This is a genomic window from Bradyrhizobium sp., assembly GCF_035309285.1.
In the GTDB taxonomy this organism is placed as follows: domain Bacteria; phylum Pseudomonadota; class Alphaproteobacteria; order Rhizobiales; family Xanthobacteraceae; genus Bradyrhizobium.
Genome location: NZ_DATGFH010000008.1, coordinates 15,130 through 39,654 on the forward strand (window position 1 = coordinate 15,130; position 24,525 = coordinate 39,654).

Annotated in this window: 23 protein-coding genes; 13 read left to right on the plus strand and 10 right to left on the minus strand. The window is 60.2% G+C overall.

What is annotated here, in order from left to right; translation table 11 throughout:
• Positions 1–28 precede the first annotated feature (28 nt).
• The gene (locus VKR55_RS02725; RefSeq protein ID WP_324399413.1) at positions 29–274 is read right to left on the minus strand and encodes a hypothetical protein; all 246 of its coding nucleotides are present in this window, start codon (positions 272–274) and stop codon (positions 29–31) included.
• A gap of 211 nt (positions 275–485) precedes the next feature.
• Here VKR55_RS02725 and VKR55_RS02730 point away from each other — a divergent pair, with 211 nt between their 5' ends.
• Entirely contained in the window at positions 486–1,163 is a 678-nt protein-coding gene (locus VKR55_RS02730) for a helix-turn-helix domain-containing protein (RefSeq protein ID WP_324399415.1), read from the plus strand.
• A gap of 195 nt (positions 1,164–1,358) precedes the next feature.
• Here the strand turns inward: VKR55_RS02730 and VKR55_RS02735 are convergent, their stop codons facing one another.
• From VKR55_RS02735 to VKR55_RS02745, 3 genes are read right to left on the minus strand one after another with little or no spacing between them, the layout of a single operon-like run.
• The gene (locus VKR55_RS02735; protein ID WP_324399417.1) at positions 1,359–2,486 is read right to left on the minus strand and encodes an ABC transporter permease; all 1,128 of its coding nucleotides are present in this window, start codon (positions 2,484–2,486) and stop codon (positions 1,359–1,361) included.
• 5 nt (positions 2,487–2,491) lie between these two features.
• On the minus strand, positions 2,492–5,236 hold the full coding sequence (gene rbbA, locus VKR55_RS02740; protein ID WP_324399419.1) for a ribosome-associated ATPase/putative transporter RbbA: 2,745 nt from the start codon (positions 5,234–5,236) through the stop codon (positions 2,492–2,494).
• Entirely contained in the window at positions 5,233–6,327 is a 1,095-nt protein-coding gene (locus tag VKR55_RS02745) for an HlyD family secretion protein (RefSeq protein ID WP_324399421.1), read from the minus strand. Before VKR55_RS02745 ends, rbbA begins: the two co-directional genes overlap by 4 nt.
• A gap of 247 nt (positions 6,328–6,574) precedes the next feature.
• On the opposite strand from VKR55_RS02745, the gene phbB reads away from it, so the two are divergent.
• Positions 6,575–7,300, plus strand: a complete 726-nt coding sequence (gene phbB / locus VKR55_RS02750; RefSeq protein WP_324399423.1) for an acetoacetyl-CoA reductase — start codon at positions 6,575–6,577, stop codon at positions 7,298–7,300.
• A 61-nt stretch (positions 7,301–7,361) separates the two neighbouring features.
• Here phbB and VKR55_RS02755 read toward each other — a convergent pair whose 3' ends face one another.
• Together VKR55_RS02755 and VKR55_RS02760 are read right to left on the minus strand one after the other, a co-directional pair.
• Positions 7,362–7,805 (minus strand): hypothetical protein, encoded by a 444-nt coding sequence (locus VKR55_RS02755; RefSeq protein ID WP_324399425.1) that lies wholly within the window; start codon positions 7,803–7,805, stop codon positions 7,362–7,364.
• Positions 7,784–8,353: a cytochrome b gene (locus VKR55_RS02760; protein ID WP_324399427.1), complete on the minus strand. Its 570-nt coding sequence runs from the start codon at positions 8,351–8,353 to the stop codon at positions 7,784–7,786. Before VKR55_RS02760 ends, VKR55_RS02755 begins: the two co-directional genes overlap by 22 nt.
• Before the next feature lie 122 nt (positions 8,354–8,475).
• On the opposite strand from VKR55_RS02760, the gene VKR55_RS02765 reads away from it, so the two are divergent.
• The 11 genes from VKR55_RS02765 to VKR55_RS02815 all read left to right on the plus strand — a co-directional run bounded on the left by VKR55_RS02765 (position 8,476) and on the right by VKR55_RS02815 (position 19,310).
• Entirely contained in the window at positions 8,476–9,555 is a 1,080-nt protein-coding gene (locus tag VKR55_RS02765; protein WP_324399429.1) for an AI-2E family transporter, read from the plus strand.
• Between the two features lie 109 nt (positions 9,556–9,664).
• Positions 9,665–10,291, plus strand: coding sequence for an HdeD family acid-resistance protein (locus VKR55_RS02770; RefSeq protein ID WP_324399431.1), 627 nt, complete (start codon positions 9,665–9,667; stop codon positions 10,289–10,291).
• 110 nt (positions 10,292–10,401) lie between these two features.
• A complete protein-coding gene (locus VKR55_RS02775) occupies positions 10,402–11,235 on the plus strand; it encodes a universal stress protein (protein ID WP_324399433.1) in 834 nt (277 codons plus the stop codon).
• 75 nt (positions 11,236–11,310) lie between these two features.
• Positions 11,311–12,030: an ABC transporter ATP-binding protein gene (locus VKR55_RS02780; protein ID WP_324399906.1), complete on the plus strand. Its 720-nt coding sequence runs from the start codon at positions 11,311–11,313 to the stop codon at positions 12,028–12,030.
• Positions 12,027–14,498 (plus strand): ABC transporter permease, encoded by a 2,472-nt coding sequence (locus VKR55_RS02785; protein ID WP_324399435.1) that lies wholly within the window; start codon positions 12,027–12,029, stop codon positions 14,496–14,498. Before VKR55_RS02780 ends, VKR55_RS02785 begins: the two co-directional genes overlap by 4 nt.
• The gene (locus VKR55_RS02790; RefSeq protein WP_324399437.1) at positions 14,387–15,613 is read left to right on the plus strand and encodes an efflux RND transporter periplasmic adaptor subunit; all 1,227 of its coding nucleotides are present in this window, start codon (positions 14,387–14,389) and stop codon (positions 15,611–15,613) included. Before VKR55_RS02785 ends, VKR55_RS02790 begins: the two co-directional genes overlap by 112 nt.
• A gap of 100 nt (positions 15,614–15,713) precedes the next feature.
• Complete coding sequence (locus VKR55_RS02795) at positions 15,714–16,310, plus strand: hypothetical protein (protein WP_324399439.1); 597 nt, start codon at positions 15,714–15,716, stop codon at positions 16,308–16,310.
• Positions 16,311–16,557: 247 nt separating this feature from the next.
• Positions 16,558–17,223: a response regulator gene (locus VKR55_RS02800; RefSeq protein ID WP_324399442.1), complete on the plus strand. Its 666-nt coding sequence runs from the start codon at positions 16,558–16,560 to the stop codon at positions 17,221–17,223.
• A gap of 671 nt (positions 17,224–17,894) precedes the next feature.
• Positions 17,895–18,179, plus strand: a complete 285-nt coding sequence (locus tag VKR55_RS02805; RefSeq protein ID WP_324399444.1) for a hypothetical protein — start codon at positions 17,895–17,897, stop codon at positions 18,177–18,179.
• Positions 18,148–18,969, plus strand: a complete 822-nt coding sequence (locus tag VKR55_RS02810; RefSeq protein WP_324399446.1) for a universal stress protein — start codon at positions 18,148–18,150, stop codon at positions 18,967–18,969. The genes VKR55_RS02805 and VKR55_RS02810 overlap by 32 nt, the downstream gene beginning before the upstream one ends.
• A gap of 20 nt (positions 18,970–18,989) precedes the next feature.
• Positions 18,990–19,310 carry a c-type cytochrome gene (locus VKR55_RS02815; RefSeq protein WP_324399448.1) on the plus strand — a complete coding sequence of 107 codons (321 nt, stop codon included), beginning with the start codon at positions 18,990–18,992 and terminating at the stop codon, positions 19,308–19,310.
• A gap of 217 nt (positions 19,311–19,527) precedes the next feature.
• Here VKR55_RS02815 and VKR55_RS02820 read toward each other — a convergent pair whose 3' ends face one another.
• The 4 genes from VKR55_RS02820 to VKR55_RS02835 all read right to left on the minus strand — a co-directional run bounded on the left by VKR55_RS02820 (position 19,528) and on the right by VKR55_RS02835 (position 24,525).
• Entirely contained in the window at positions 19,528–19,851 is a 324-nt protein-coding gene (locus VKR55_RS02820; RefSeq protein WP_324399450.1) for a DUF3240 family protein, read from the minus strand.
• On the minus strand, positions 19,848–22,925 hold the full coding sequence (locus VKR55_RS02825) for an efflux RND transporter permease subunit (RefSeq protein ID WP_324399452.1): 3,078 nt from the start codon (positions 22,923–22,925) through the stop codon (positions 19,848–19,850). The genes VKR55_RS02820 and VKR55_RS02825 overlap by 4 nt, the downstream gene beginning before the upstream one ends.
• A 2-nt stretch (positions 22,926–22,927) precedes the next feature.
• Positions 22,928–24,061, minus strand: coding sequence for an efflux RND transporter periplasmic adaptor subunit (locus tag VKR55_RS02830; protein ID WP_414642288.1), 1,134 nt, complete (start codon positions 24,059–24,061; stop codon positions 22,928–22,930).
• A gap of 107 nt (positions 24,062–24,168) precedes the next feature.
• Entirely contained in the window at positions 24,169–24,525 is a 357-nt protein-coding gene (locus VKR55_RS02835; RefSeq protein ID WP_324399454.1) for a hypothetical protein, read from the minus strand.

Below are 24,525 nucleotides of genomic sequence, written 5' to 3' on the forward strand. Positions count from 1 at the left end.
CCTTCATTTTGATCGCGGGGACGCGGCGTCAGCAACAACTCATGGGGAAGAAATCCGGTTGCCGAAATCGCCAGTGCGTCGCGGCTACATCGACGGGCCTCAAAGTCTCCGCGTCGAGCCAGCCGTCGCCATGGCGGATGCCGCAAAAGTGGAGCACGCCGATGCCGCCGTCGATGACGGCGAGCTCGAGCTCGCGATCGAACGGGGCTGTCTCGATCTCGCGCCATTCGGAGGCGCAGGTGAAACGGGACAAGAGTGAGCTGAGCCAGGCCATGGTGACATAACCGCTTTGGATTGCTTCATCCAAATCTCGGGCTATCGCCGCGGTCGTGCTTTGACCTGGCTCAAGAGATCGCTGGCTTCCGCCAGGCTCCGTAAGTTTACGGATGCCTACGGGTTTCTACTTAGGGGAACGACCCGAATTTCGAAATTTTCGGAAACAGGCAGACTTCCGGGCACGAAAACATCCCAACCGGAGTTCTGCCATGCTCACCGCTACCGCAGCCGCCAAGCATCCGATGCTCTCCCGCCCGTCCGCTCCGGTCCGTTCAGCCACGCTGCTGGAGGCGCCGCTCGGTCTGATGGGCGCGCCGATGCGGTTTGGCCGCAACGAGGAAGTCTACGGCGAGGACGAGCCGGCTGAATTTCTCTACCAGGTCGTGACTGGAGCGGTGCGCACTTACCGCATGCTGGACGACGGACGCCGCCAGGTCGTCGCGTTCTATCTCCCCGGCGATATCTTCGGGGTGGAAGCGGGCGACGTGCATTTGAGCTCGGCCGAGGCGGTCAGCGATTCCCAGGTTCTGGTCGTCAAGCGCTCAAGCGTGATGGCCCGTGCCGAGCATGAACGCGATCTCTCCAGGCAGCTCTGGACATTGACGGTGCGCGAGCTGCAGCGTGTACAGCAGCATTCCCTGGTCCTGATCAAGAGCGCTGAGGAGCGCGTCGCGGGCTTCCTGCTCGAGATGGCAAGCCGCTGCGCCAGTGGCACCGCGATCGAGCTGCCGATGTCGCGTCAGGACATCGCCGACTATCTGGGACTGACGATCGAGACGGTGTCGCGCACGTTCACGCAATTCGTGCAGTCCGGGGTGATCGCGCTCGAAACCTCGCGTCGCATCCAATTCCGCAATCGCGCAGCACTGAGCCGGCTGAACGCTTGAAGGCTGTCCCGCAAAAGCCAATCGGTTTGGTCCGGCTGAGAAAGCATTGTCTATCCAACTCAGGCGGCCTCAACTTGCACTTGAGGACGCGCCGCGATGCGATGGCGCGCCTGCGGAAGTTTCTTCGCCAGCCGCTTCAAGCGATCGCTGAATGCGAACGGCTATATGCTTTGCCGAGCAATCCGCGGCACATCGTCAAGTTGTTGCCGAATTGAGCGCGCCCCGAAACCGAATGAGCGACAGGAATAGAAACAGCGCAGCAATAGCGGCGACGGCCAGGAATTGCGGCCACACTACGTCCAGGCCGGCGCCGCGGTACAGGATCGCCTGCGCGAACGAAACGAAGTGAGTGGAAGGCGAGGCTTGCATGGCGATGGCGAGCCACCGCGGCATGCTCTCAAGCGGCGTCGCGTTGCCGGACAGGATGTTCATCGGGACCGCAACCAGCATATAGAGCAGGCCGAGCTGCGGCATGGATCGTGCGATCGTACCCAGAAACAGCCCGATGGCGGTTGCGAAGAACAGATAAAGCACCGCGCCGAACATGAAAAGGGGGACTGATCCGGCAATCGGGATCTCCAGAAGCATCTTGACGACAAGGTAGAGCGACAGGCCAACCGCGATGGCGATGACGAAGCCATTGGCCCATATTTTCGACATCGCAATCTCAAACGGGCTGAGCGGCATCACCAGCAGATGGTCCATGGTGCCGTGCTCCCGCTCGCGTACCAGGGCGGCGCCGGCCAGGATGATTGCGAGCATGGTGACGCTCGAAATGATGCCCATGACGCTGGTAAACCAGGCGGTCATCACGTTTGGATTGAACGCGATCCGGATCGCAAGATTCACGGGTGACAACGGCGTGGGCTCCGCGCGCGACTGGAATTGGGCGATTTCGGAGTCGATGATCTGCTCCGCATAGCCCGACCCCAATCCGGCCTGCACCATCGCGGTTGCATCGACATTGATCTGTAGACCCGGTCGATGCCCCGCCAGCACGTCGCGCTGGAAGTTTGGCGGAATGTCCACGACAAAGGTGTATTTTCCCGCATTCATCAGCTTCTCTACATCGGACTGCGCGATCGCAACCGGCTCCTTGAAATAGGGCATGAGAAACGCATGGGTAATCCGCCGTGACAACTCCGAGTGATCCTCATCGACCACCCCGATCGAAGCATGATAGAGTTCCTGCGAATTGCTCTGCGCCTGGCTGATCACGGCAAGCGAAAACGAATAGATCACGAAGCCCAGCAGCACCCAGTCGCTGAAGAAGCTGCGCAGCTCCTTCGTTCCGAGCCAGAAAATGTTGGACAGTGAGCGCATCGAAACTATCGCTCCTGTTTGCGAAGCAGCAGCAGGCTGATCAAGATCAGCACCGGAATGAATGCGACGAGCGTCAGGATGCTCGATCCGAGATCGGCGAATCCAAGTCCCTTGGTGAAGGTACCGACACTGATCGGGCGATAGTAACTCATCGGAAAACAGAGACCAATGATTTGGGCCGTGCCCGACAGTGAAGACACCGGCGTCATCATGCCGGAGAATTGCTGGGCCGGCACGATGGTGAGGATGGCCGTGCCGAACAGCGCTGCGATCTGGGACTTGCAGAATGTTGAAATCACCATGCCATAGCCGGTCGTGGTGAAGACGTAGATGACGGTGCCTGCGAGAAGGGCCAGGAAGCTGCCCTTCAAGGGCACGTCGAACACGAAGATCGCCATCGCGAACATCATGAGGAAATTGATCATGGCGACTGCGACGTAAGGAAGCTGCTTGCCGACCAGAAACTCAAGCCGCGTCACGGGAGTGACGTAGAGGTTGGTAATCGAGCCGAGTTCCTTTTCACGCACGACGGCTAGCGCCATCAGGATCGCGGGAAACAGAGCGAGCATCATTGCAAGAGTCGAGGGCACCATCGCGAAGACGCTGTCAAAATCCTGGTTGTATTTGAATCGGATCTCGACGTTGGCCGGGAGAGGCGCTGCCGGCTGCGTCGTCTTCACGGCAGGGTCACTCAAATAGAGCTGATGCATGCCCTCCAGGTAGCCCCGGATGGTCTGCGCCCGGAACGGCATGGCGCCATCGATCCATGCGGAGACCCAGACCGGGCGTCCCCGCTTGATGTCCAGGCCGAAGTTCGGCGGGATCTCGATGCTGGCGTTGATGTCGGCGTTCTTAAGCCGCCGATCGAGATCCGCATAGTCGGTGAGTTGGGGCTTTTCCACGAAATAGCGGGAGCCGCGCAGCTCCTCGAGATAGGCGCGGCTTTCGGTCGTCTGGTCGCGGTCGAGCACGGCAAAGGTAAGATTGTTAACATCGGTCGAAATGCCGAATCCAAAAACGATCATTAATAGTGCGGTTCCAAAGAGCGCGAAGATCAGCCGAATCGGATCGCGCAGCAATTCGAGACCCTCGCGCATCGCGTAGGCGAAGAGCCTCTGAAGGCTGAACGAGGAGCTGCGTGGTGCCGCCCTCGCTGCCATATCCCGACCACGCCTGGTTGCTTGCGCCTGGTTGAGGGTCATTGCCGGAACTGTGCCGGTTGCCTCCTGCTCAAGGAATCTGATGAAGGCGTCTTCCAGATTCCTGGCTCCCCTCGCCGCGACGAGGCCGGCTGGCGCGTCAGTCGCAAGCACACGTCCTTCGTGCATGAGAGACAGCCGATCACAACGAGCCGCTTCATTCATGAAATGCGTGGAAACGAAGATGGTGATGCCTTGATTGCGCGACAGGTCGATCAGGAGCTCCCAGAATTGGTCGCGTGCCAGGGGATCGACGCCGGACGTCGGCTCATCCAGGATCAGAAGCTCCGGCTTGTGCACCACCGCGACGGCGAGCGACAGCCGCTGCCTGATTCCGAGAGGAAGCGCGGATGCGAGGTCGTCAAGATGGTCGGCGAGATCACACTTTTCGACCAGTTCCGCGATCCGCTTGTTTGCGAATGCGTGAGGCAACTGGAACAGACGTGCGTGCAGTGACAGGTTCTGCCGGACAGTCAATTCGCCATAGAGAGAAAAAGACTGCGACATATAGCCGACGCGCCGGCGCGCCTCGAGATCGCTGGCCTCCAGCGCCCCGCCGAAAATCAGCGCCTCGCCCTCCGAAGGAGGTAAAAGGCCCGTCAGCATCTTCATGGTCGTGGTTTTGCCTGATCCATTCGAGCCGACAAATCCGAAGATTTCCCCCCGACGAATCGAGAAACTCACCCGGTCGACCGCCGTGAAGTCGCCGAAGCGACAGGTCAGATTCTTCGCGACGATGACATGTTCGGCATCGCCGTCGAGCGGAAGATAAGTGGCCTTGACCGCTGCAAAGCGCTTACGCTGTGGAAGCAGGGTGACGAAGGCGTCTTCGATCGACTGCGTCCCGGTCCGGGACTTCAGGTCGGCGGGCGAGCCCATGGCCAGAATTTTCCCGTCGTTCATGCCAATCAGCCAATCGAAACGTTCGGCTTCCTCCATGTAGGCTGTTGCAACGATCACACTCATTCCAGCTTTGCGCGCGCGCAGCCGATCGATGAGGTCCCAGAACTGGCGGCGTGACAACGGATCCACGCCCGTCGTGGGTTCGTCAAGAATCAACAGATCAGGATCATGGATCAGCGAACAGCAGAGCCCGAGCTTCTGCCGCATGCCGCCGGAGAGCTTCTTGGCCGGCCGATCGGCGAAGGGCGCAAGCCCTGTGCCTTCCAAAAGCTCCCTGATGCGCCAGTCGCGTTCCTCGCGCGACTGGCCGAACAGCCTGGCAAAAAACTCGATATTCTCTTTGACGCTCAGGTCGGGATAGAGGTTCTTGCCGAGCCCCTGCGGCATGTACGCGATCCGCGGACATATCAACTTACGGGCCGCGGCACCGGAAATATCGGCGCCGAGAACACGGACTTCACCCTGCTGGATCTGACGGGAGCCAGCCAGGATGGCGAGCAGCGAGGATTTTCCGACGCCGTCAGGCCCGATCACGCCAACGAGGCGACTTGCAGGCAGCCTGACCGATACGCGGTCGAGTGCCGCTACGGAGCCGTAGGCATGCGAGAGATCCGTGACGACAGCGACAGCGTCGTCGCTGTCGCTCATGGCGCACCTTGCAGATTGTTGGGCCAGGCAACTGCCGGATCCCAGCGGATATAAGCCACTCCCGGCAAGCCGCTTCTGACTGCATCTGCGTGTGCCCGCAGGCGCTTCTGATCGATGCGAGCGCGGATGCGGAACATCAACTTATCGCGCTCGGTCTGCGTCTCCACGGTCTTCGGCGTGAACTGCGCCTGGCTTGCGACAAAGGTAACCTTTGCCGGGATCGGATGATCCGGATAGGCATCGAGAACGATCCGCGCATCGGTGCCGACCTTGACCTTGCCTGCTTCGAGCGTGGGCAAATAGACGTCCATGTAGACATTGGACACATCCAGCATCGTGAACACCTTGCCGCCCGCCGGGAGAACCTCGCCGATGTTGGTCAGCCGATATTGAACGCGACCGGCCTTCGGCGCGATCAGCGTGTTGTCCGCGATTTCGACTTTGTAAAAGCCGGCGTCGTGTTGAGCGGCCTCCAGCGCGTGCTGGGCGACCAAAACCCTGGCTTGCGCCGCATTGAGTCCGGCCACTGCGCCATCGAGTACCTGTTGCCGTTGGTCTGCGATCTCCCGAGTGGTCCAGCCGTTCTTCAGCAGCGCTCGGGTGCGATTCATCTCCTGGTCGGCGAGGGTCTTCTGCGTCTGTTGTAGCGTGAGATTGGCCTGCGCCTCGTCAACCGAGTGCTGCGCCTGTCTGATTTGCGCTTCCGACTTGGAGAGGGATTGCTGAATATCGCGGGTATCCATCCGCGCCATAACTTGACCCGGCGAAACCATGTCGCCGATGTCGACCAGCAATTCGGCGACACGGCCGGCATACTTGGTATCAATATCGATCTCGTCCGCTTCGATGCGGCCGTTGCCCAGGCTGATGCCGACAGGAAGCGGCGGATGAGCCTGCTTCCAGACATAGTAGCCAGCGCCACCGGCGCAGGACATCAGGATGAGAAGCGCGACAGCGATCCATCGTGATCGACGCCGCCTGGATCCTGTCCTGCGGGCTGGCGGGAGATGCGGGGGCTCGAACGGCACCAGCGAAGGCGACTCTTTCAGGAGCTGTTGGCTTTTGTCGAGTCGCTCGTCTTGAACGTCCATCGTCTACGCCTTGAATTGCGAAAGCTATAGCACTTTCGCACTGCCGCATGTGCGGCGTTTGACCTGGCTCAACTTGCTGCGATTTCGTGCGTAGCTGGCGCGAATGTGCGAGCGACGCGCTACTCGTCCGCAGCGACATGCTCCGCGTAGGTGAGGCTGCAAATCGCTTTGACCCACATCAAAGGCTGCCGGCCTTCGTTTCGTTATGCGTGCAAGCAGAGGTCAGGAAGCCAGGAAAGGGATTGGCATGGCACGCGTTGCATTGGTTACGGGCGGGATCCGGGGTATCGGCGCCGCAATCGCGCGGGCTCTTCAAACTGCGGGCTATCGAGTTGCCGTAACGTTTGCCGGAAACACCAAGGCCGCCGACGCCTTTCACGCCGAAACCGCGATACCCGTCTTTCAATGGGATGTCGGCGACTTCGCCGCCTGCGCGACGGGGGTGAAGCAGGTCGAGGCGGCGCTCGGGCCGATCGACGTCCTCGTCAACAACGCCGGGATCGTCCGCGACAGCGCCCTGCACAAGATGGCGAAGGAGCAGTGGGACATGGTGGTCAACACCGATCTCAACGCGCTATTCAACATGTGCCGGCCCGTGATCGAGGGCATGCGGTCCCGCAGGTTTGGCCGGATCATCAATATCTCGTCGATCAACGGCCAGAAAGGACAGTTCGGCCAGACGAACTACGCCGCCGCAAAGGCGGGTGAGCTTGGATTCACACGCGCGCTTGCGCTCGAAAATGCCCGTGCGGGAATCACCGTCAACGCGATCTGCCCCGGCTACACCCACACCGAGATGCTCGATGCGGTTTCACCCGAAGTCATGGCCAGCGCCATCCTGCCGCAAATCCCGGTCGGTAGGCTCGGCCGGCCAGAGGAAATCGCACGCGCCGTCGTCTTTCTCGCTGCCGATGACGCCGGCTTCATCACCGGCTCGACGCTATCGATCAATGGCGGTCAGTACATGAGTTAAGCGCCGACCGAGGCCGCAGCGGGAAGCGAAGCGCGAGCCATTGGCGATTTCTCACTACGGCCTAGTAGGGCGGATAGTAATATCGACGACCATAGTAGTATGGCCCGCCGTAGTAGTAGCCGGATCCATAATAGTACCCGGGGCCATAGTAGTAGCCATAGTGCTCATAGTATTCACGTCGTTGTTGGGCCGCTATCGCGCCAGCGATCATTCCAAACGCCATCCCCGCGAAAGCCGCCCCTGCCGCATTTCCCCGTCGATGGTAGTGCCGGTGGCGGCGGGCTGCTGCGCTGAAATCCGTGGCGCGACTCGATGCGGCAGTTGTCGACATAACCTTTAACGCCGGCGCTGCGACAAGCGGCGTCTCCGATGTGGTGAGCATCAACGCGACGATCGTGGTCAAAAAAACGGCTCGAGATGTCGATAGGATCGATCCTTTGCTCATCATCATAGAGTCCTTCCGGTCATGCCATGCGACGGCTTTCACGTCTGCTTGCGCAACCATGGCAGCATGCGCCGCAGGGTGTTGTCGCCAAAGACAAAATGGTGAACGAGGGCGGCGGTCATATGGAATACCGCCTGGATTACCAGAACGTTGGCCAGGACCTCGTGCACTTCCTTGATGCTGTGCGCAAACGCTTTGTCAGCGAGCCAAGGCGATGGAATTTCGCTTAAGCCAAATAGCGGCAGCGAATGACCTTGCGCGAACTGCAGCGAGATGCCGAAAGCAGGTACCACGACCAACAATCCGTAGAGGAGATAGTGCATCAACCGGGATGCCGGGTCGGTCCATTCGACCAACCACCTGCCGAACTCGGTGTGAACGATCTTTGGCGGCGGATTTGCAATGCGCCAGGGTATTCGCACGACTGCGATCACCAGTATCGCCAATCCGATCCAGATGTGCGTCAGCAATCCAGATTGTTGTGCCGACTCTTCAGAAAATTCCTCGCCGAACATGCCCAACGTCCAGGCAATGACAACGAGAAGGACAGTTATCCAATGCAACGTCTTGGCGACAGGGCCATAGTCATCGCTCGCTACGTTCTTCATGGCTCGACCTCTATTGCAAGAATAGGCCGGCCAGAGCGGGCGAAGTTGATCTGAATCAAGCGGAAAGCCTCTATTGTGGCCTGATGTGTCGCTAGCGAATTTGCGCAGCTTTCGGAATGAGCATGGAAAAGCTGGACATCGTCGTTGCGCGTCAGGCCATGGAGGGGATCGAATCGACTGCTCCCTCATTCGCGCGCGCCATTTTGGTGCTGTGCGTTGTCGCTGTAGCGGGCTTTGCTGTTTGGGAGCTTTCGGATGTGCTGGTGCTGGCTTTCGCGGCCGCTCTTCTGGCCTTGTTGTTGCGCGGCCTCGCTCACGAGCTAAGCCGACGGACGGGAATGCCCGAGCCCTGGGCCGTGGTGCCGGTCGTGTTCACGCTTCTCGGATCCATTGTCGCTATAGGCTGGCTGTTTGGCTCGCAAATCGCATCACAGTTTAACCTGCTCGCAAAGGACCTGCCGCAAAGCCTCACGCAGCTGGCCCGTGAATTCGGATCGAGTTCATGGGGTGCATGGCTTCTCGGGCATGCGCAGGACATCAATCTTGGTAACGCCGGCGCGCCAGTTGCGGGTTACGTTGCTGCATTGTTTGGGTCCGTCGTCCGGACCGTGGCTTACATCGCCGTTCTGCTATTTGCAGCGCTGTATTTCGCGGCGCAGCCCACTCGATATGTTGACGGTCTGTTGCGGTTGGTGCCGGCGTCCCGTCGGGCCGGCGCGAGCGAAATGCTCGAGCTCCTTGGAACCACGCTCAGGCGCTGGCTCATTGGCCAGTCAATAACGATGACGGTTGTCGGCACGCTGACCGCAATCGGTTTGGCGTTGCTTGGCGTCAGCGCGCCGGTGGCACTTGGCCTGATCGCCGGCATGTTTGCCTTCGTTCCGTATGTCGGCCCCATCCTGGCGTCCGCCTCCGGGATCCTGATGGCCACGATGCAGGGGCCGATCCTAATGGGCTATGTCGTTGCCCTCTACGCCGGCATCCACTTTCTGGAGGGTAACATCGTCAATCCGTTGGTCCAGGCAGAGGCAGTCGAACTACCGCCGGTTCTCACGCTCTTCGCGACTGTGGCTTTTGGCCTTCTCTTGGGCCCCGTCGGCGTGCTGTTGGCGGCTCCGCTCGCTGTCGTCCTGCTTGTCGCAGTGAACGCGATTTACATCGAGGGGATACTCGGCGAACGCCGAGCTTGGCCGTCGACATAGGCAACCCCTCGGCGTCAAGGTTTGTGGATTGTCTTGATCCACCTCAAAGAAAGAGTCCGACCTGCGATCTTTAATGCTCTTCGATTGGCAGATTTCATCGGAGCGCCTCGTGTCGACGAGCATGTCCAAGAGGGGAAAAGAGTTAGGCGATCTTCTCGACGAAGCTGAAGTGCTGCTCGAAGGAGTCGAGCATGCGGCCAGATCGCACTGGCCGATTCTCTTGACCGAGGGAATTGCGCTCATTGTGTTTGGCGTGTTTGCACTTTTCATCTCGCCACTCATGTCATTCGGCATCGTTGCGGCGCTCGGTTGGGTCTTTTTCTTCGGCGGGATGGCGACTATCATTGCCTGCTTTCGGCAGTATCCGCCGATGGGATTTACCTACTTGCTTCTTCCCGCGATCATGGCGGTCTTTGCAGGAATCGCGTTGCTCGTAAAGCCGTGGAGCGCGGCTATCTCGCTCACCGTGATCCTCATTGTTTGCTTTGCCTTCCTGGGCGCCGCCAAGCTGACTTATCCGCTGGAGCGCTCCAGATATCTGCCGAGGTATCGCGCATTGATTCGAGCAAGCGGCGTGTTCGATATCGTACTTGCCGGACTGATGTTCTTCGACCTTCCAGATACCGCGCTGTGGGCTCCCGGGCTCTTGTTGGGAGCCAATATGGTTCTGGGCGGTATTGCGCTCGTCACGATCGCGCTGCTGGAACGGCGGAAAGCAAGCCGCGAACCGGGCTGATCAGCGCTCTATTCGGGCTTGATCCGGCGATCCAGGTCTTCTGCGATAGATCAAATCGGCCCAGCAAGGCAGAAGCTAGGATTATTCTTGAAATCCCGCCGGAGAGTTCGATGACTGTCAGAGATGTTCTGCTCACCCTGACGAGCTACCCTGACGCGACACCCGCTTCGGTCATTGATTGCGCGGTGTCATTCGCCTCGTCGCTTAACGCGCATATCGCAGCGATCTCGTGCGAGGTTCACATCCAGGTCCCCGGCAGTTTGATCTCTTTTGGAGCAGCTGGGGCAATCGCTGCCGGTGAGGCACACCGGAGCCATGATAGTGCGCAAGCACTCCTTGCCGCCTTTGAGGCATCTGCGCAAAAGGTTGGCGTGTTGCACGAGATCATCCATGAGAAAAGCCTGAGCTATCGCGTACCGGAGCGGCTGGTGGAGTATGCACGGCTGCGCGATCTCACCATCGTGTCGGTGCCGGAATCCTATGATCAATGGTATGCCGAAGCCATCATCTTCGGATCCGGGCGGCCGACCCTGGTGTTGCCGGAAAGCCCGCCGCCCGCGCCGTTCGAGTTGAACACCGCCGTCGTCGCTTGGGATTTCAGCCGTTCGGCGGCCCGGGCAGTTGCCGACGCCATCCCGATACTGGAGAAGGCAAAGAAGGTGCGCATCGTCACAGTGATGAACGAGAAAGTCATCGATGCCAAGCACTCGTCCGAGGAACTTGCCAAGAACCTGGCGCGACACGGCATCGATGTCATCCTTGACCGGGTAGATGCGGCGGGCCGATCGATCGGCGATGTGCTCACGAGGGAGGTGGCCTCCCACAATGCGGACCTGTTGGTGATGGGGGCATACGGGCACTCCCGATTCCGCGAATTCATCCTTGGCGGCGCAACCAGGAGCATGTTGTCGCAACCGCCGCTCCCCATTCTTTTTTCCCATTAATCGACGGTGGAAGATGTGGCAGCGCCGGAACCGACCGAAGATACCACGCGAGACGTGACGGGGAACGCCGCGGCCATGCAGAAGCCGGCCGCGATTCCGGTCTTTCACGCGAGGGGCCTGTCGAAGACCTATCATATGGGCGAAGTCGATGTGAACGCGCTTCGTGATATCGATCTTGATATTCTCGAGCGTGAATTCGTCGTGCTGCTCGGCCCGTCCGGTTCTGGCAAGTCGACTCTCCTGAACATCCTTGGCGGATTGGACAGTCCGACGTCGGGCCAGGCCCATTGGCGTGATCATAATCTGGTCGGAGCAGGCGACGACGAGTTGACGCGCTATCGGCGCGAGCATGTCGGCTTTGTATTTCAATTCTACAACCTGATTCCAAGCCTGACGGTGCTCGAAAATGTGGCGTTGGTAAACGAGATTGCTGAAAAGCCGCTCGATCCGCGCGAGGTGCTCAAGCTGGTAGGCCTCGAACACCGCGTCGACCATTTTCCATCGCAATTGTCCGGCGGCGAGCAGCAGCGCGTCGCCGTAGCCCGAGCCATTGTGAAATCGCCCGATGTGTTGCTCTGCGACGAGCCAACTGGCGCGCTGGACTACGAGACCGGCAAGGTGGTCCTGGCGGCCATCGCGCGCGCCAATGAGCGGTTCGGCACGACGATTATCATCATCACGCACAACGCGGCGATTGCCGGCATGGCCGATCGTGTGCTGCGGCTTGGTGGTGGGCGGATCGTAGGGGAGGAGCGCAATGCGCGCCGGCTCTCTGCCGATGAGGTGCACTGGTGAGCCTGTTGGACCGCAAACTTGTACGCGACATCAGCGCCATGCGCGGGCAGGTGCTTACCATCGCGCTGCTGGTGGCCGCAGGCGTTGCGGTTTTTGTGGGATCGGTCTCGACTTATGTGTCGCTACGATCCGGGTGCGAGCAGTTTTATGCGGCGGCGCGGTTTCCGCAGGTCTTCGTCACGCTCAAACGGGCGCCGTTGTCGATCGTTCCTCGGCTTAACGCAATTCCAGGCGTCGTTGCCGTCGAACCGCGTATCGTGCGTGAAGTCATCGTCGATTGGCCGGCTGCCTCACAGCCGGTGTCAGCGCGCATGGTTTCACTGAACCATGCCGGCGACGAAGAGCTGGCGCGGTTGTATCTGCGCCGTGGTACCGCGCCCGAACCAGGTTCTCAAAGGGACGCGGCGGTAAACGAAGCCTTTGCCGAAGCCAACGGCGTCAAACCCGGCGATGACATCCGGGTCGTGCTCAATGGGAAAGTACAGAGCTTTCATGTCTCCGGCATCGCCTTGTCACCGGAATACATCTATGCGGTGAGACCGGGTCTGCCCATTCCGGACGATCGGCTCTATGCCATTCTCTGGGTCGATCGCAGTGCGGCGGAGGCCGCCTTCGACATGAAGGCCGCGTTCAACGACGCCGTCTTTACATTGGTGCCTGGCGTCGATCCGAACCCAGTCATCGAAGAACTGGACCGGTTGCTGGAGCCTTACGGTTCGGTCGGAGCCGTCGAACGGCGCGACCAGCCTTCAAACCGGTTCCTCGAGGACGAACTGAATCAGCAGAGGGTCATGTCCATCACCATCCCCGTCATCTTCTTCGGGGTGGCGGCGTTCCTGCTCAACAATGCGCTTGGCCGGCTGGTGGCCGCACAGCGCGAACAGATCGCCGCGCTCAAGGCGCTCGGCTTCTCTACTGTCACCCTTACCCAGCATTATCTGAAGCTCGTTTTCGTCATCGTGCTGATCGGATCCATGCTTGGGATTGCGGGCGGCTTCGGTTTCGGAGAGGCGATGATGGCAAGCTATCACGGCTTTTTCCGGCTGCCTGACCTGCCATTCGTCCTCACGCCGTGGTCGGTCGTGGCAGGGATCGCGATCAGCCTGGCTGCCGGGTCGCTCGGCGTCTTGACCGCGTTGCAGGAAGTCATCGGGCTTGCTCCGGCTGTCGCCATGCGGCCCGCAGCACCGCTGGGCCATTCGTTCATCGAAGCGCTGGTGCCGGGCAAGGCAATCAAGGCGCGATGGATCATGATGCTGCGCAATGTCGCGGGGCGCCCGTTTCGGTCAGTGCTGACGGTCGTCGGGATCGCCTTCGCAGTTCCGATGATGGTGCTCGGAATCTTCTGGCGCGACGCCATCGATCAAATGATCGTCCTGCAGTTAAACCTAGTCGAACGAGGCAATATCGCCGTAACATTTCCGCACCCAATGGACCGCGCCATCATTCGGGATCTGGCACGGCTGCCCGGCGTCCTGGCCGTCGAAGGGCAGCGGATCGTACCGGTGCGGCTGCGCGCCGGACAGCGCAGCTATCTGACCTCGGTGATCGGTCTTTCGACCGCGGATGAGTTGCGGCGCCCGCATGATTCCGCACTGCGCCCGATCACCGCGTCGCCCGATGGAATTACGCTGACCCGCCGGCTGGCCGAGCGCCTCGATGTGAAGCCGGGCGATCTCATCACGGTCGAAACCATGGAGGGCCGGCGCCTGAAGCGGGAATTCGCGGCAGGCGCTACCGTGGATGAATCGATCGGGATGGCGTCCTACATGGATATCGTGACGCTCAATGGTCTGACCGGCGAAGGCGCGGTCGTTTCCGCCGCCAGTCTTTATGTCGAGCCGAGCGCGCTTCCCGCGCTGGCGCGCAGGTTCAAGAACCTGCCGACGATTGAGTCCGTCAGCACGAAGGTCTACACGCTGTCGTCGTTTCTGGACAAGATCGCCGGGCTTGTCTTCGTCAGTGCCGGCATCCTCACCGCCTTTGCGACCATCATCACGGTCGGCGTCGTCTATAACAGCGCTCGCATCGGCCTGCAGGAGCGGGCATGGGAACTCGCAAGCCTGCGCGTGCTCGGCTTCACCCGTGGCGAAGTCGCAAGCATCCTGTTTGGCGAATTCGCGGTCGAAATAGCATTGGGCATTCCGATTGGGCTGTGGTTGTCGCACGGGATCATCGGCTTGATCGCCAGATTCCATTCCAACGAAAGCTTCCAGATACCACCTGTGATCGAGCCGCGGACTTACCTGATCGCGGCCGGCGTCGTCCTGACCGCGGCTGCGGCCAGCGCGTTTATCGTGCGGAGACGTGTCGACCAGCTCGATATGGTCGCAGCACTGAAGACGAGGGAACGAGCATGCGTATCGCCACCCGCCACGTCGCGATCATTGCAGGCTTTCTGGCCGCCGCCGCGGTGGTGGTTTGGGCAGTGGTGCCGGGACCCGTGCCGGTCGAGACGGCACCCGTGACCAAAGGCCGGTTCGTCGCCAGCGTCGACGAGGACGGCAAGACCCGTGTCCGCGAGCGCTATGTCGTCGCCGCGCCGCTCGCCGGCCGCCTTGGCCGGATTCGCTTCAAGGTCGGAGACCCGATCAAAGTTGATGATGCCGTAGCGACGATCACTCCATCGCCCGCGCCGCTGATGGATCCGCGCACCCGCAACGAGATCGAAGAGCGGCTCGGCGCGGCTGAGGCAAACGTGGAGAGGGCCAAGGCCGGCGTCGAGCGGGCGCGGGCCCAAAGCGACCAGGCCAATTCCGATCTTGCCCGAACACGGACGTTGGCCCAACGAGGGGCCGCGACCGCTCAGGCGCTGGAGCATGCCGAGCTTTCGGTTCGCCTGGCCGATCGAGACTTGCGCGCAGCAGAGTTTCTAGACCACGCGGCCGAGCATGAGCTCAGCCAGATGCGCGCCCTGCTGGCGCGATATGGCAGTAACACGAAGACCGATGAGTCTCCGGAAAGTTGTAGTGTCGCTGCGCCGGTCGCCGGCGTGGTGCTGAAGATTGCCCAGGAAAGCGAGACAATCGTCCAGCCTGGCACACCGCTCCTGGATATCGGCGATCCCCACGACCTTGAAGTGGTCGTGGACGTGCTTAGCACGGACGCCGTCGAGATGCGGCCGGGCGCGGAGGTGTCGATTGTCCATTGGGGTGGACGAGGAGCACTCATCGGGCGTGTCCGCCGGGTTGAGCCTGCGGCCTTCACCAAGATCTCAACGCTCGGCGTGGAAGAGCAAAGGGTCAACGTACTCATCGACCTCGTCTCACCTGCCGAGCAGTGGACAAGCCTCGGCGACGCCTACCAGATCGACGCGCAAATCGTCGTGTTCACAAAGGAGGACACCACGATCGTCCCGGCTGGAGCCCTGTTTCGCCGTGGCGAGAGCTGGAACGTGTACGTCGTGAAAGATGGGCGTGCCGAGATCCGCAAGGTGCAGCTGCTTCGCCGCTCGGGACGTTTCGCCGCAATCGCCTCCGGCTTGAATCAAGACGAAGCTGTCATCGTCTATCCCAGCGATCGCGTCGCCTCGGGAGTGCGTGTCGCGCCGCGAAAGGCGGGCGAGTTGGCCGGAGGTTCTTGACCTCGATCAACACTTGGATGCCGCCAACACCGCAAACCAGCACCGGGACGGACAGCACACGACTGGCGCACAAATTCTTGGCCTATGATCGGACGAACTGATGACCTCGAAAAATGCGGAGAATGTTGTCGAAATCCGCGTCGATGACATCGCACAGCTCTTCCACACGCTTGATCCATTTCCGTTTCGTGAGAAGGATCTCGACCGGGAAGCAGAGGAATACATTGTAGGATGGGCCAGAGAACTACCGGTGGACCGACCATTCAGGATCGTTGTCCACTTTCCGGATGATCAGTCGCATACAGATCTGGCGCGAGACCTGCCGGAAGCCCTCGGCAAATACTTCGCAGGTCGTGCGGGCGTCATTCAGGGCGACCTCAACGAGCTCTTCCGAATCGGTCGCCGATCTCTTGCCATAGGCGTGGCGATTCTCGTCGCTTGTTTGCTTGCATCAAACCTGGCGTCTGGGTTCCTCGCCGACGCGTCGTTCAAAAAGATGGTCGAGGAAAGTTTCCTGATCTTGGGATGGGTCGCCAACTGGCGACCGTTTGAGATTTTTCTTTACGATTGGTGGCCGATCGCGCGACGACGCGATCTTTACCGCAGGTTGTCGGCTGCGGCGATCGAAAGGAAGCTATACCCTGGCGAGAGTCGGACACCCGTCACATCGCGTTCGAACAACGCGCCGCATAAATGAGCCTGAATTCAGGAGCAGCCATGACAACTGATGACAGCTCTCTAACCCAATCGGCGTCGGAGGCACGATCGGCAAGCAGCATCGATTCGGGATTCAGACAATGACCCTCAACCGACACTCGACTTAACGGTGTTCCATTTCGCTAGACGCGTGTATTGTTTCTCCATCACCGACCAAGGCTTCGTCCGTGGGCGTCGGTGGCTGAGAGACCGACAGCGCTCCCGCCTGCATGATCAGGGAGCGCGCCGTGACGGTCGAACTTCGCCTCAACTTCATTAGAGCCGAGAGCGCGCGGATCAGGGATGTCATCGCCCGCACACACCAGATCGTGGTCGCATCCAAAGAATTGTTATCTAGGCCAGCGCCTGACACGTTCATAGGTCGCAGGACACACGAACCGCTGCTTAGGGACATGACACTCGAAGCCGAACCCGAGAAGGCGAACCGACGCACCTTAACGCAAGTTAGTGCGACCTTTGGAACTCGAAGCTATTGTAGGCACTTCTGCGATCAGGAGGAAACGTTGTCCGAACTACGCTCGGTGCTCATCGTTGAGGACGAGTACTTTCTGCAGGCCGATCTGGAGAAGGCACTAACGGATGCCGGTTTTGCCACTGAAAGTGTGTCTTCAGGCGAAGAAGCCCTGACGCTCTTCATTGGTGGCACCGGCACTTATAGGGCATCGGTAATCGATGTTCGGCTGCGCGGCAACGTGAGCGGGTGGGAGGTTGCAAGGCGGATCAGAGAAAGAGAACCGGCCTTCCCCATCGTCTACGTGACTGGTTCGTCCGCAGAAGAATGGGCATCAGAGGGTGTTCCGAACAGTATCCTAATCTCGAAGCCCTTCGCAGTGGCACGGTTGGTTAGCGCGGTTGCCAATCTCCTCAACATCCGAATGCCACCAACTGCCTAAGGGCCGCGCGCCTAAATTTCGCAAGCGCAGCTCGCCGCCAAAGTACCCAACGGACCTCACGGCCCGGTTCGCTACGCGCGACCTACATTATTTCGCGAGAGCGTTGACAAAGATCAAATCGGCCCTTCGGCGGTGGTAGATCGACGATTTCCGCAGGACCGCCTACTCAAGGGCCTGTATCGTCCCGATCGACCGCGCCTCTGATCTAAATCAAACCATGCCGGCCCGCGACATCCGAGATTTCTGCGCGCCGATGAAAGCCCGGCCATACGTCCATGTTCACGCGGGAAGCGGGTCAACGAGGCACGTTTTGCCTTGTTCGCAAGCTCGGCGATGGCAACCAACGGGTGATCGAGGCGGCCTGAAACAGGAGATCACTCCATGCGCGCACTCACTCTCACGATAGTTGTGTTGACGTCGTTCGGCGCATCTTCCTTGCTGGCTCAAGATCAAGGAAAGGCCCCAGCCACCGAATCGCAGCCCGTGCAGGCTCGACCTGGCCCTACCGTACCTGCCAATCGGCAACCGGGCGAAGAAAGCAACGAGCGACGAGTGATAGAGCGGATGGGGCCTGCCATGGATTGGGATCACCGCAAGCCGGGTCGCGATTTGCGAATGAACCCTCATCGCGAAAACGGCGATGCAGACCGAAAGCGCGAATGAGGCGCCTCATGGCCACGAGCAATGGTGCTCGGGGCTTCACCTTGGCAGGCATGTTCGTCGTCGGGACCTCACAATGCCGTCCCTTGGCGGTCTTCTGCATCACGGTTTCCGACATCATCGTCGTTCCAGCGGTGGCGGGCACATCAGCGAACCTTGCTTTCGAAATTGACCGCATTTTGCCTGCGTGTCCTTGGTTGATCCACGTCAACCAAACGACGCGACATATGGACGAGAATAGTATTGTTGGTGGAGAGCAAGGTTATGACAGTCGCTACAATCATGGTTTACGTTGATCCTGAACAACAGGCAGAGGAGCAGGTGCGGGTTGCCCGATCCATCGCGACCAGATTCGACGCTTCGATCACTGGCGTGTCTGCATTTGCGGTCGAACCCAGCTTCGTCGCCGAAGGCGTGATCATTGAAGAAACCACGCCGGAGGACCTCAAGCGGATGAAGGCCGCTCTTGCCGAAAAAGAGCAGTGGTTTCGGGATGTCGTTGGCCTCCCGAAGGAGAAGGTCGAGTGGCGGTGGGACGTCCAGTATCCAACCGTTTTTCTCACGAATGAGGCCAGGTCGGCAGATCTGGTCGTGACAAAAAGCAGGCGCGCGAACGTAGACCCCTATCACTTGATCGATCCGGCAGGAGCAGTGCTGCGAATGGGGCGGCCGACCATTCTGGTGCCGGAGCATATCCATGAATTGCGGGCCGATCGTATCGTGGTCGGCTGGAAGGACACGAGAGAAGCTCGCCGCGCCGTTCGCGATGCTCTGCCGGTCCTGAGGAAAGCTTCTCAGGTGACGATTGTCGAGATCTGCACGTCGGATGAACAGGATCAGGCGCGGCGGCGTGTCCGCGACGTTGCCAAGTATCTGCAGGGTCATGGCGTGAAATCCGAAACCGATGTGCGTGTCCACATGGCCGAATCCGACGCGCGTCACCTCATTCGTATCGCGAAAGAGAACGATGCTGATCTGATCGTCACTGGAGCCTATGGCCATAGCCGGCTCGGCGAATGGATATTCGGAGGTATGACCCGGGGGCTGTTGGATGAGGCATCATGTTGCCTCATGATGTCACATTAGAACCTTCATGAGGCTTGGGAATGATGAAGCATATTATTCGTGGTGGTGCTGCGCTGTTATTGCTCGGCCTCGACTCGACTTGCTGTTTCGCAGCAGATTCCCGCAACGGCGCGATTCTATCGAGACAATGGTGTGCTAGCTGCCACCTTGTTGAGCGCAATCAAAAGGGGCCTACAACTGAAGCGACCCCCTTTGTGAGCGTTGCACAGCATCCCGGCTTCAACGCGGAAAAGCTGGCTTTCTTCTTGCTCGACCCTCACCCGAAAATGCCCAATATGTCACTTACACGGACGGAGGCTGCGGATATTGCAGCCTATGTTGCAACGCTTAAACCAAGGTAATATGGCTCGAGCTCCAGCGCGGCTAAGGCAGCGCCTTCGGAGCAAAGTTCACCGCGGTCTTATTGACGCCGTTTCCATCGGAGTGGCTCTGGCGGCCTGCTGAAGCGTTACCCCGCCCATGAACGCACAGAACCCACTGCCCCGGCAGCACCCCGCCAGAGCGTCCCAGAAGAAGTCCTCTTCGGTCTGAACCATAACGGCTGGGAATCGGCGAGGCTCATCGATTGGGGACATCGATCACACCAAATTCCGAGACCGGCATGATCCAATAGACAACCCTGGATCCGGCGAAGGCCGCCTTCAGCCGATCGAGTAGCTGCGCGGCATCTTGCGCTGGAAGAATTGTCCGCAACATGAGTTCGTCGGCATGGCCTTTGACCCGTTCGGCCGAGGTCTGCAATCGTACGTCGGGTCCATGTCCAGCGACATCGGAAGCAGTGAAACCGGGCGCGAGGTCGCGCTGCTCGCTAAGGTAGTCGAACAGCTCATCGCGAAGCGACCGGGCAGCGATCAGGGTCAAGCAGACGAGTTCGGCGCTCATTTGGCCTCCTTCGCGACTCCGCCAAAGCGGCGATAGAGAATCGGGAGAAGGATCAGCGTCAGGACCGTCGACGAGACGAGACCCCCGATAACCACCACGGCCAACGGTCGCTGGATCTCCGAGCCGGGCCCGGTCGCAAACAGCAGCGGGATGAGACCCAGTGCGGTGATGCTCGCCGTCATCAGGACGGGTCGAAGCCGGCGCTTTGCGCCCTCCACGACGATCCGCCCTTCGGGCAGTCCATGGGCGCGGAGCTGGTTGAAATAGGAGACCAGCACGACGCCGTTGAGCACGGCGATGCCGAGCAGCGCGATGAATCCCACGGAAGCCGGGACTGACAGGTATTCGCCGGTCAGAACCAGCGCAAAGACGCCACCAATCACCGCGAATGGGATGTTGACCAACACCAGCAGCGCCTGCCTGATCGATCCAAAGGTCGTGAATAGCAGCACGAAGATGAGCCCGATCGCAACCGGGACCACGATCGAAAGACGCGCCGCGGCGCGTTGCTGGTTTTCGAATTGGCCGCCCCAGGTGAGCCGGTAGCCTTGCGGCAAAGGCAACTCTGCCGCTACCTTCTGCTTTGCAGCTTCGACGAAGCCGACCATGTCGCGGCCGCGCACATTGGTGCGCACGACGCTCATTCGGTATCCGTTCTCGCGGTTAACTACCACGGGACCATCGACCCGATGGATGCGCGCCACTTGCGAAAGCGCGACGTGCTGACCGGAGGGGAGCGTCAGCGGCAGGCTCGCCAGTAGCGTGGGCGCTTCCCTCGTGGTCTCGCTGCCGCGGACCAGGATCGGCGTGCGGCGTCCTTCTTCCAACACCGTGCCGATCGTGCGGCCTTCGATCTGAGTGCGCAGCGAATTGGAGATCGCATCCACGGTCAGGCCGAGACGTCCGGCCTCCATCCGATTCACCGCGACCGTGTAATATTGCGCGCCCTCGTTGAGGGTGGTGTAGACGTCCTCGGCGCCATCGATGCTGGACAGAATGGTTGACAGCTTGCTCGCAATCTCGTTGAGCTTGTTGATATCGGGCCCAAAAATCTTCACGGCGACATCGCCGCGCACGCCGCTGATCATCTCCTGCACGCGCATGTCGATCGGCTGGGTGAAACTGAGCGACAGGCCAGGGAAATCGGCCAGCACGCGTCGTAGCTCTTCGATAAGCGCGGATTGGCTGGTCGTCTTTCTTTCTTTGGCGGGCTTTAGGACCAGGAATGTGTCGGTCTGGTTAGGCCCCATCGGATCCAGGCCGAGTTCGTCCGATCCGGTTCGAGCTACGATTCCCTTGACGTCGGGCACCTTCGCGAGGATGGCCGACTGGAGCCTCTGATTGATCGCAATCATTTCGTCGAGATTGATGGATGGCAACGCCTCGACGCTGACGATCGTATCGCCTTCGTCCATGGTCGGCATGAACGTTTTGCCGAGCTGAGTGTAGGCGTAGCCTGCGGCAGCTAGGGCTGCCAGCGCTGCGATGATGACCTTGCGTTCGTTGCTCAGTGCCCAACTGAGCGCGGGAGCATACACGCGCGATACGGTGCGAATCAGCCACGGTTCCTTGTGCGAAGCGTTTTTGAGGAGAAAGGAGGTCGCTACCGGTATAACCGTGAGTGCCAGGAGCAGCGAGGCGCCGAGCGCGAATATGATTGCGAGCGCGACAGGGATGAACAATTTTCCCTCAAGCCCCTGCAGAGTCAGCAGCGGGACGAACACGATCATGATGATCAGCACGCCAGAGGCGACCGGCTGCAGCACTTCGCATACCGAGCGGAAAATGATATGGACGAGCGGCGTGCCCTTGCCCCGCGGTTCCTTGCTGAGATTGCCCACGACGTTCTCGACGACCACGACCAGCGCGTCGATCAGCATGCCGATCGCAATGGCAAGGCCACCCAGGCTCATCAGGTTCGCCGACATCCCGACGATGCGCATGACGATCAGCGCGACGACGATCGCAAGCGGCAAGCTTAGAGCGATCACCAATGAGGCGCGCCAGCTGCCGAGGAACAACAGCAGCAGCACAATGACCAGGACAGTCGCCTCGCCGAGCGCGCGGATCACCGTTCCGACGGCGCGATCGACCAGCCGGCTGCGGTCGTAAAACACGTTGATGCTGACGCTTTGGGGCAGCCACGGCTTGAGCTCGTCGAGGCGTGCGCGCACGTCGCTGACGAGCTGGCGGGCGTTGGCGCCGCGCAGGCCAAGGACAAGTCCTTCGACCGTCTCGCCGCGACCGTCGGTCGTGACGGCGCCATAGCGCGTCAACGAGCCCACCTGGACCCGGGCAACATCCTTGACCCGGATCGGAATGCTGTCCTTGGTATCGATAACGATCTGCCTGATATCCTCGATCGTGCGGATGCTGCCCTCGATCCGGACCAGCGCGCTGTCTTCGCCCTGGTTGACGCGGCCGGCGCCGTCGTTGCGGCTGTTGGCGTCGATGGCGCGACGGAACAGGTCATAGGAAATTCCGCGGGCCGCGAGCGCATCGCTGAGCGGCACGATCTCGAAAGCGCGAACATAGCCGCCCAGTGCGTTGACGTCCGCAACACCCGGAACGGTCCGCAGCGCGGGTCGAATCACCCAATCCAGCAGGCTGCGTCGTTCGGCCAGCGACAGATCGGAGCTATCGATCGTGAACATGAACATTTCGCCGAGCGGGCTCGTGATCGGGGCCAGTCCGCCGGTCACGCCTTCGGGTAGGTCGCGCGCGATGTTAGAGAGGCGCTCGGAGACCTGGTTGCGCGCCCAGTAGATATCGGTGCCATCCTCGAAATCCACGGTGATGTCGGCAAGCGCGTATTTTGTCGTGGAGCGAAGGATCTTCTTGTTTGGCAATCCAAGCAGCTCGAGCTCGATTGGAACCGTGATCCGCTGCTCGACTTCCTCAGGGGTGAGGCCGGGCGCCTTCATGATGACCTTGACCTGGACGGGCGAGACATCCGGAAATGCGTCGATCGGCAGGCTCGGCAGCATGACCAGCCCTGCGCCGATCAGCAAGAGCACGCCAAGCGAAACGAAGAGCCGCTGCGAAAGCGCAAATGCGACCAGGCGCGTGAGCATGACTAACCGGCTCCGAGCTTGAGCAGGATTCCACGCAGTGCGGAGATGCCGCCGGCGGCGACCTCGTCCTTGTCGGTGATCGGACCGGAGACCACGACGTGCTCTTGATCCTCCTCAAGCAGGGTCACCGCGACCAAACGAAAGCCGCCTGGTATTGCCACGAATACCGAAGCCTGCTCGCCGCGCCGGATCAGCGCACTATAGGGAAGCTCCCAAGCGCTTTCAGCCGAGGACGCAAAGCCGATGCGTGCTTGGGCGGTCTGGCCGGGCCGCAGTTCGCCGCTATTCGGCACCTCCGCGCGGACAAGGATGGTTTGAGTCGCGGCATCGGCGGTTTCCGAGATCAGAACTACCTGGCCCGCCGTTGCATAGCCTTCAACTTCCACCTTTGCGCCAGTTCGGATGGCACGGATGTTTGACGCGGGAACAGCGATCTCGATCCATAGCGGAGACAGCCGAGCGAGCTTGATCAGCGAAGCTGTTTGCTCCACGCGCTGGCCAGGAGAGACCATGATGTCAACGACGGTCGCCGACCGCGGCGCGACGACCGAAAGTGTCGCATCGATAGCGGCTTCGCTGGTGAGCTTTGAAATCGCATCATCCGAGAGGCCGCTTAACCGAAGCATTTGTCGCCGCTCCGCAACCAGGATGCTCGTCTGCCGGGCTTCGGTCTGGCTGGCCTCAAGAACTCGCTGCGCCACAGCGTTTGTCTGGAAGAGCTGGGTGTTCCGGTTGAGTTGCTGGGTGGCCAGAATGTCCTGCGCAATGGCTTGCAGGTAATCGCGTTGCTGCGAAACGAAGCTCGGACTCTCCATCACAACGAGCGACTGACCGGCGTTAACGCGGTCACCGCGTGCGACCGAAAGGCCGGTCACCATGCCGGCCACGGGACTACTCACGACCCACAATTGCGGAGTAGGGATTACGATCTGCGCAGGATAAGGCAGCGTCTTGTCGGTTGGGCTCGCGACCGGATGAACGACACGAACCCCCAGGCTCATTGCCTGCTCGGGGCTGAGCTTTATAGCATCCTCGGCCATGGCGATGGATGGCAGGCCGATAAGCGCCAATACAAATATGGTTCGAGCTCGGCTCGGCCATGGAGCGAGACGCAGAGTCGTCAGAATAGAACGCATCATCGATTTCCCGCTGGCGACCAAAATCCGATTGCTTTGTGCATGTTTATTCCGGGCGCCCGCTTGGCACTTTGATCTCGGTCAAGCGTTGCTGCGACTTGGTTGGATTAGGATTTCTTGAAATCTCGATCGCGTTCAAGTGCGCGCCGATACTGCCTCATGGCCGCTGACAGGACGCTGTTTAGCGATGTCAGTGATTTGTCAGAGGAACGCCGACCGGTTGTCAGCATGTCGCACCCGATTTCTGTCACGTGGGGCGTGCTGGTGCGAACCTGATCCGCCTTATCTTCGGCAATCAACCGCCGACTTCGCCATGTCGAAAAGGCCGCCTCTGAACCGGTGGCCGCGATAAGGAAAGAGGTACTGACAAATTGATCATCATCAACGACGCAGCGTCTTTTCCGCGCGATGAGACGCGTGCTGGCGCCTCCGAGCCGAAAGAGCAGCAACTTTGCAAGTTGCAT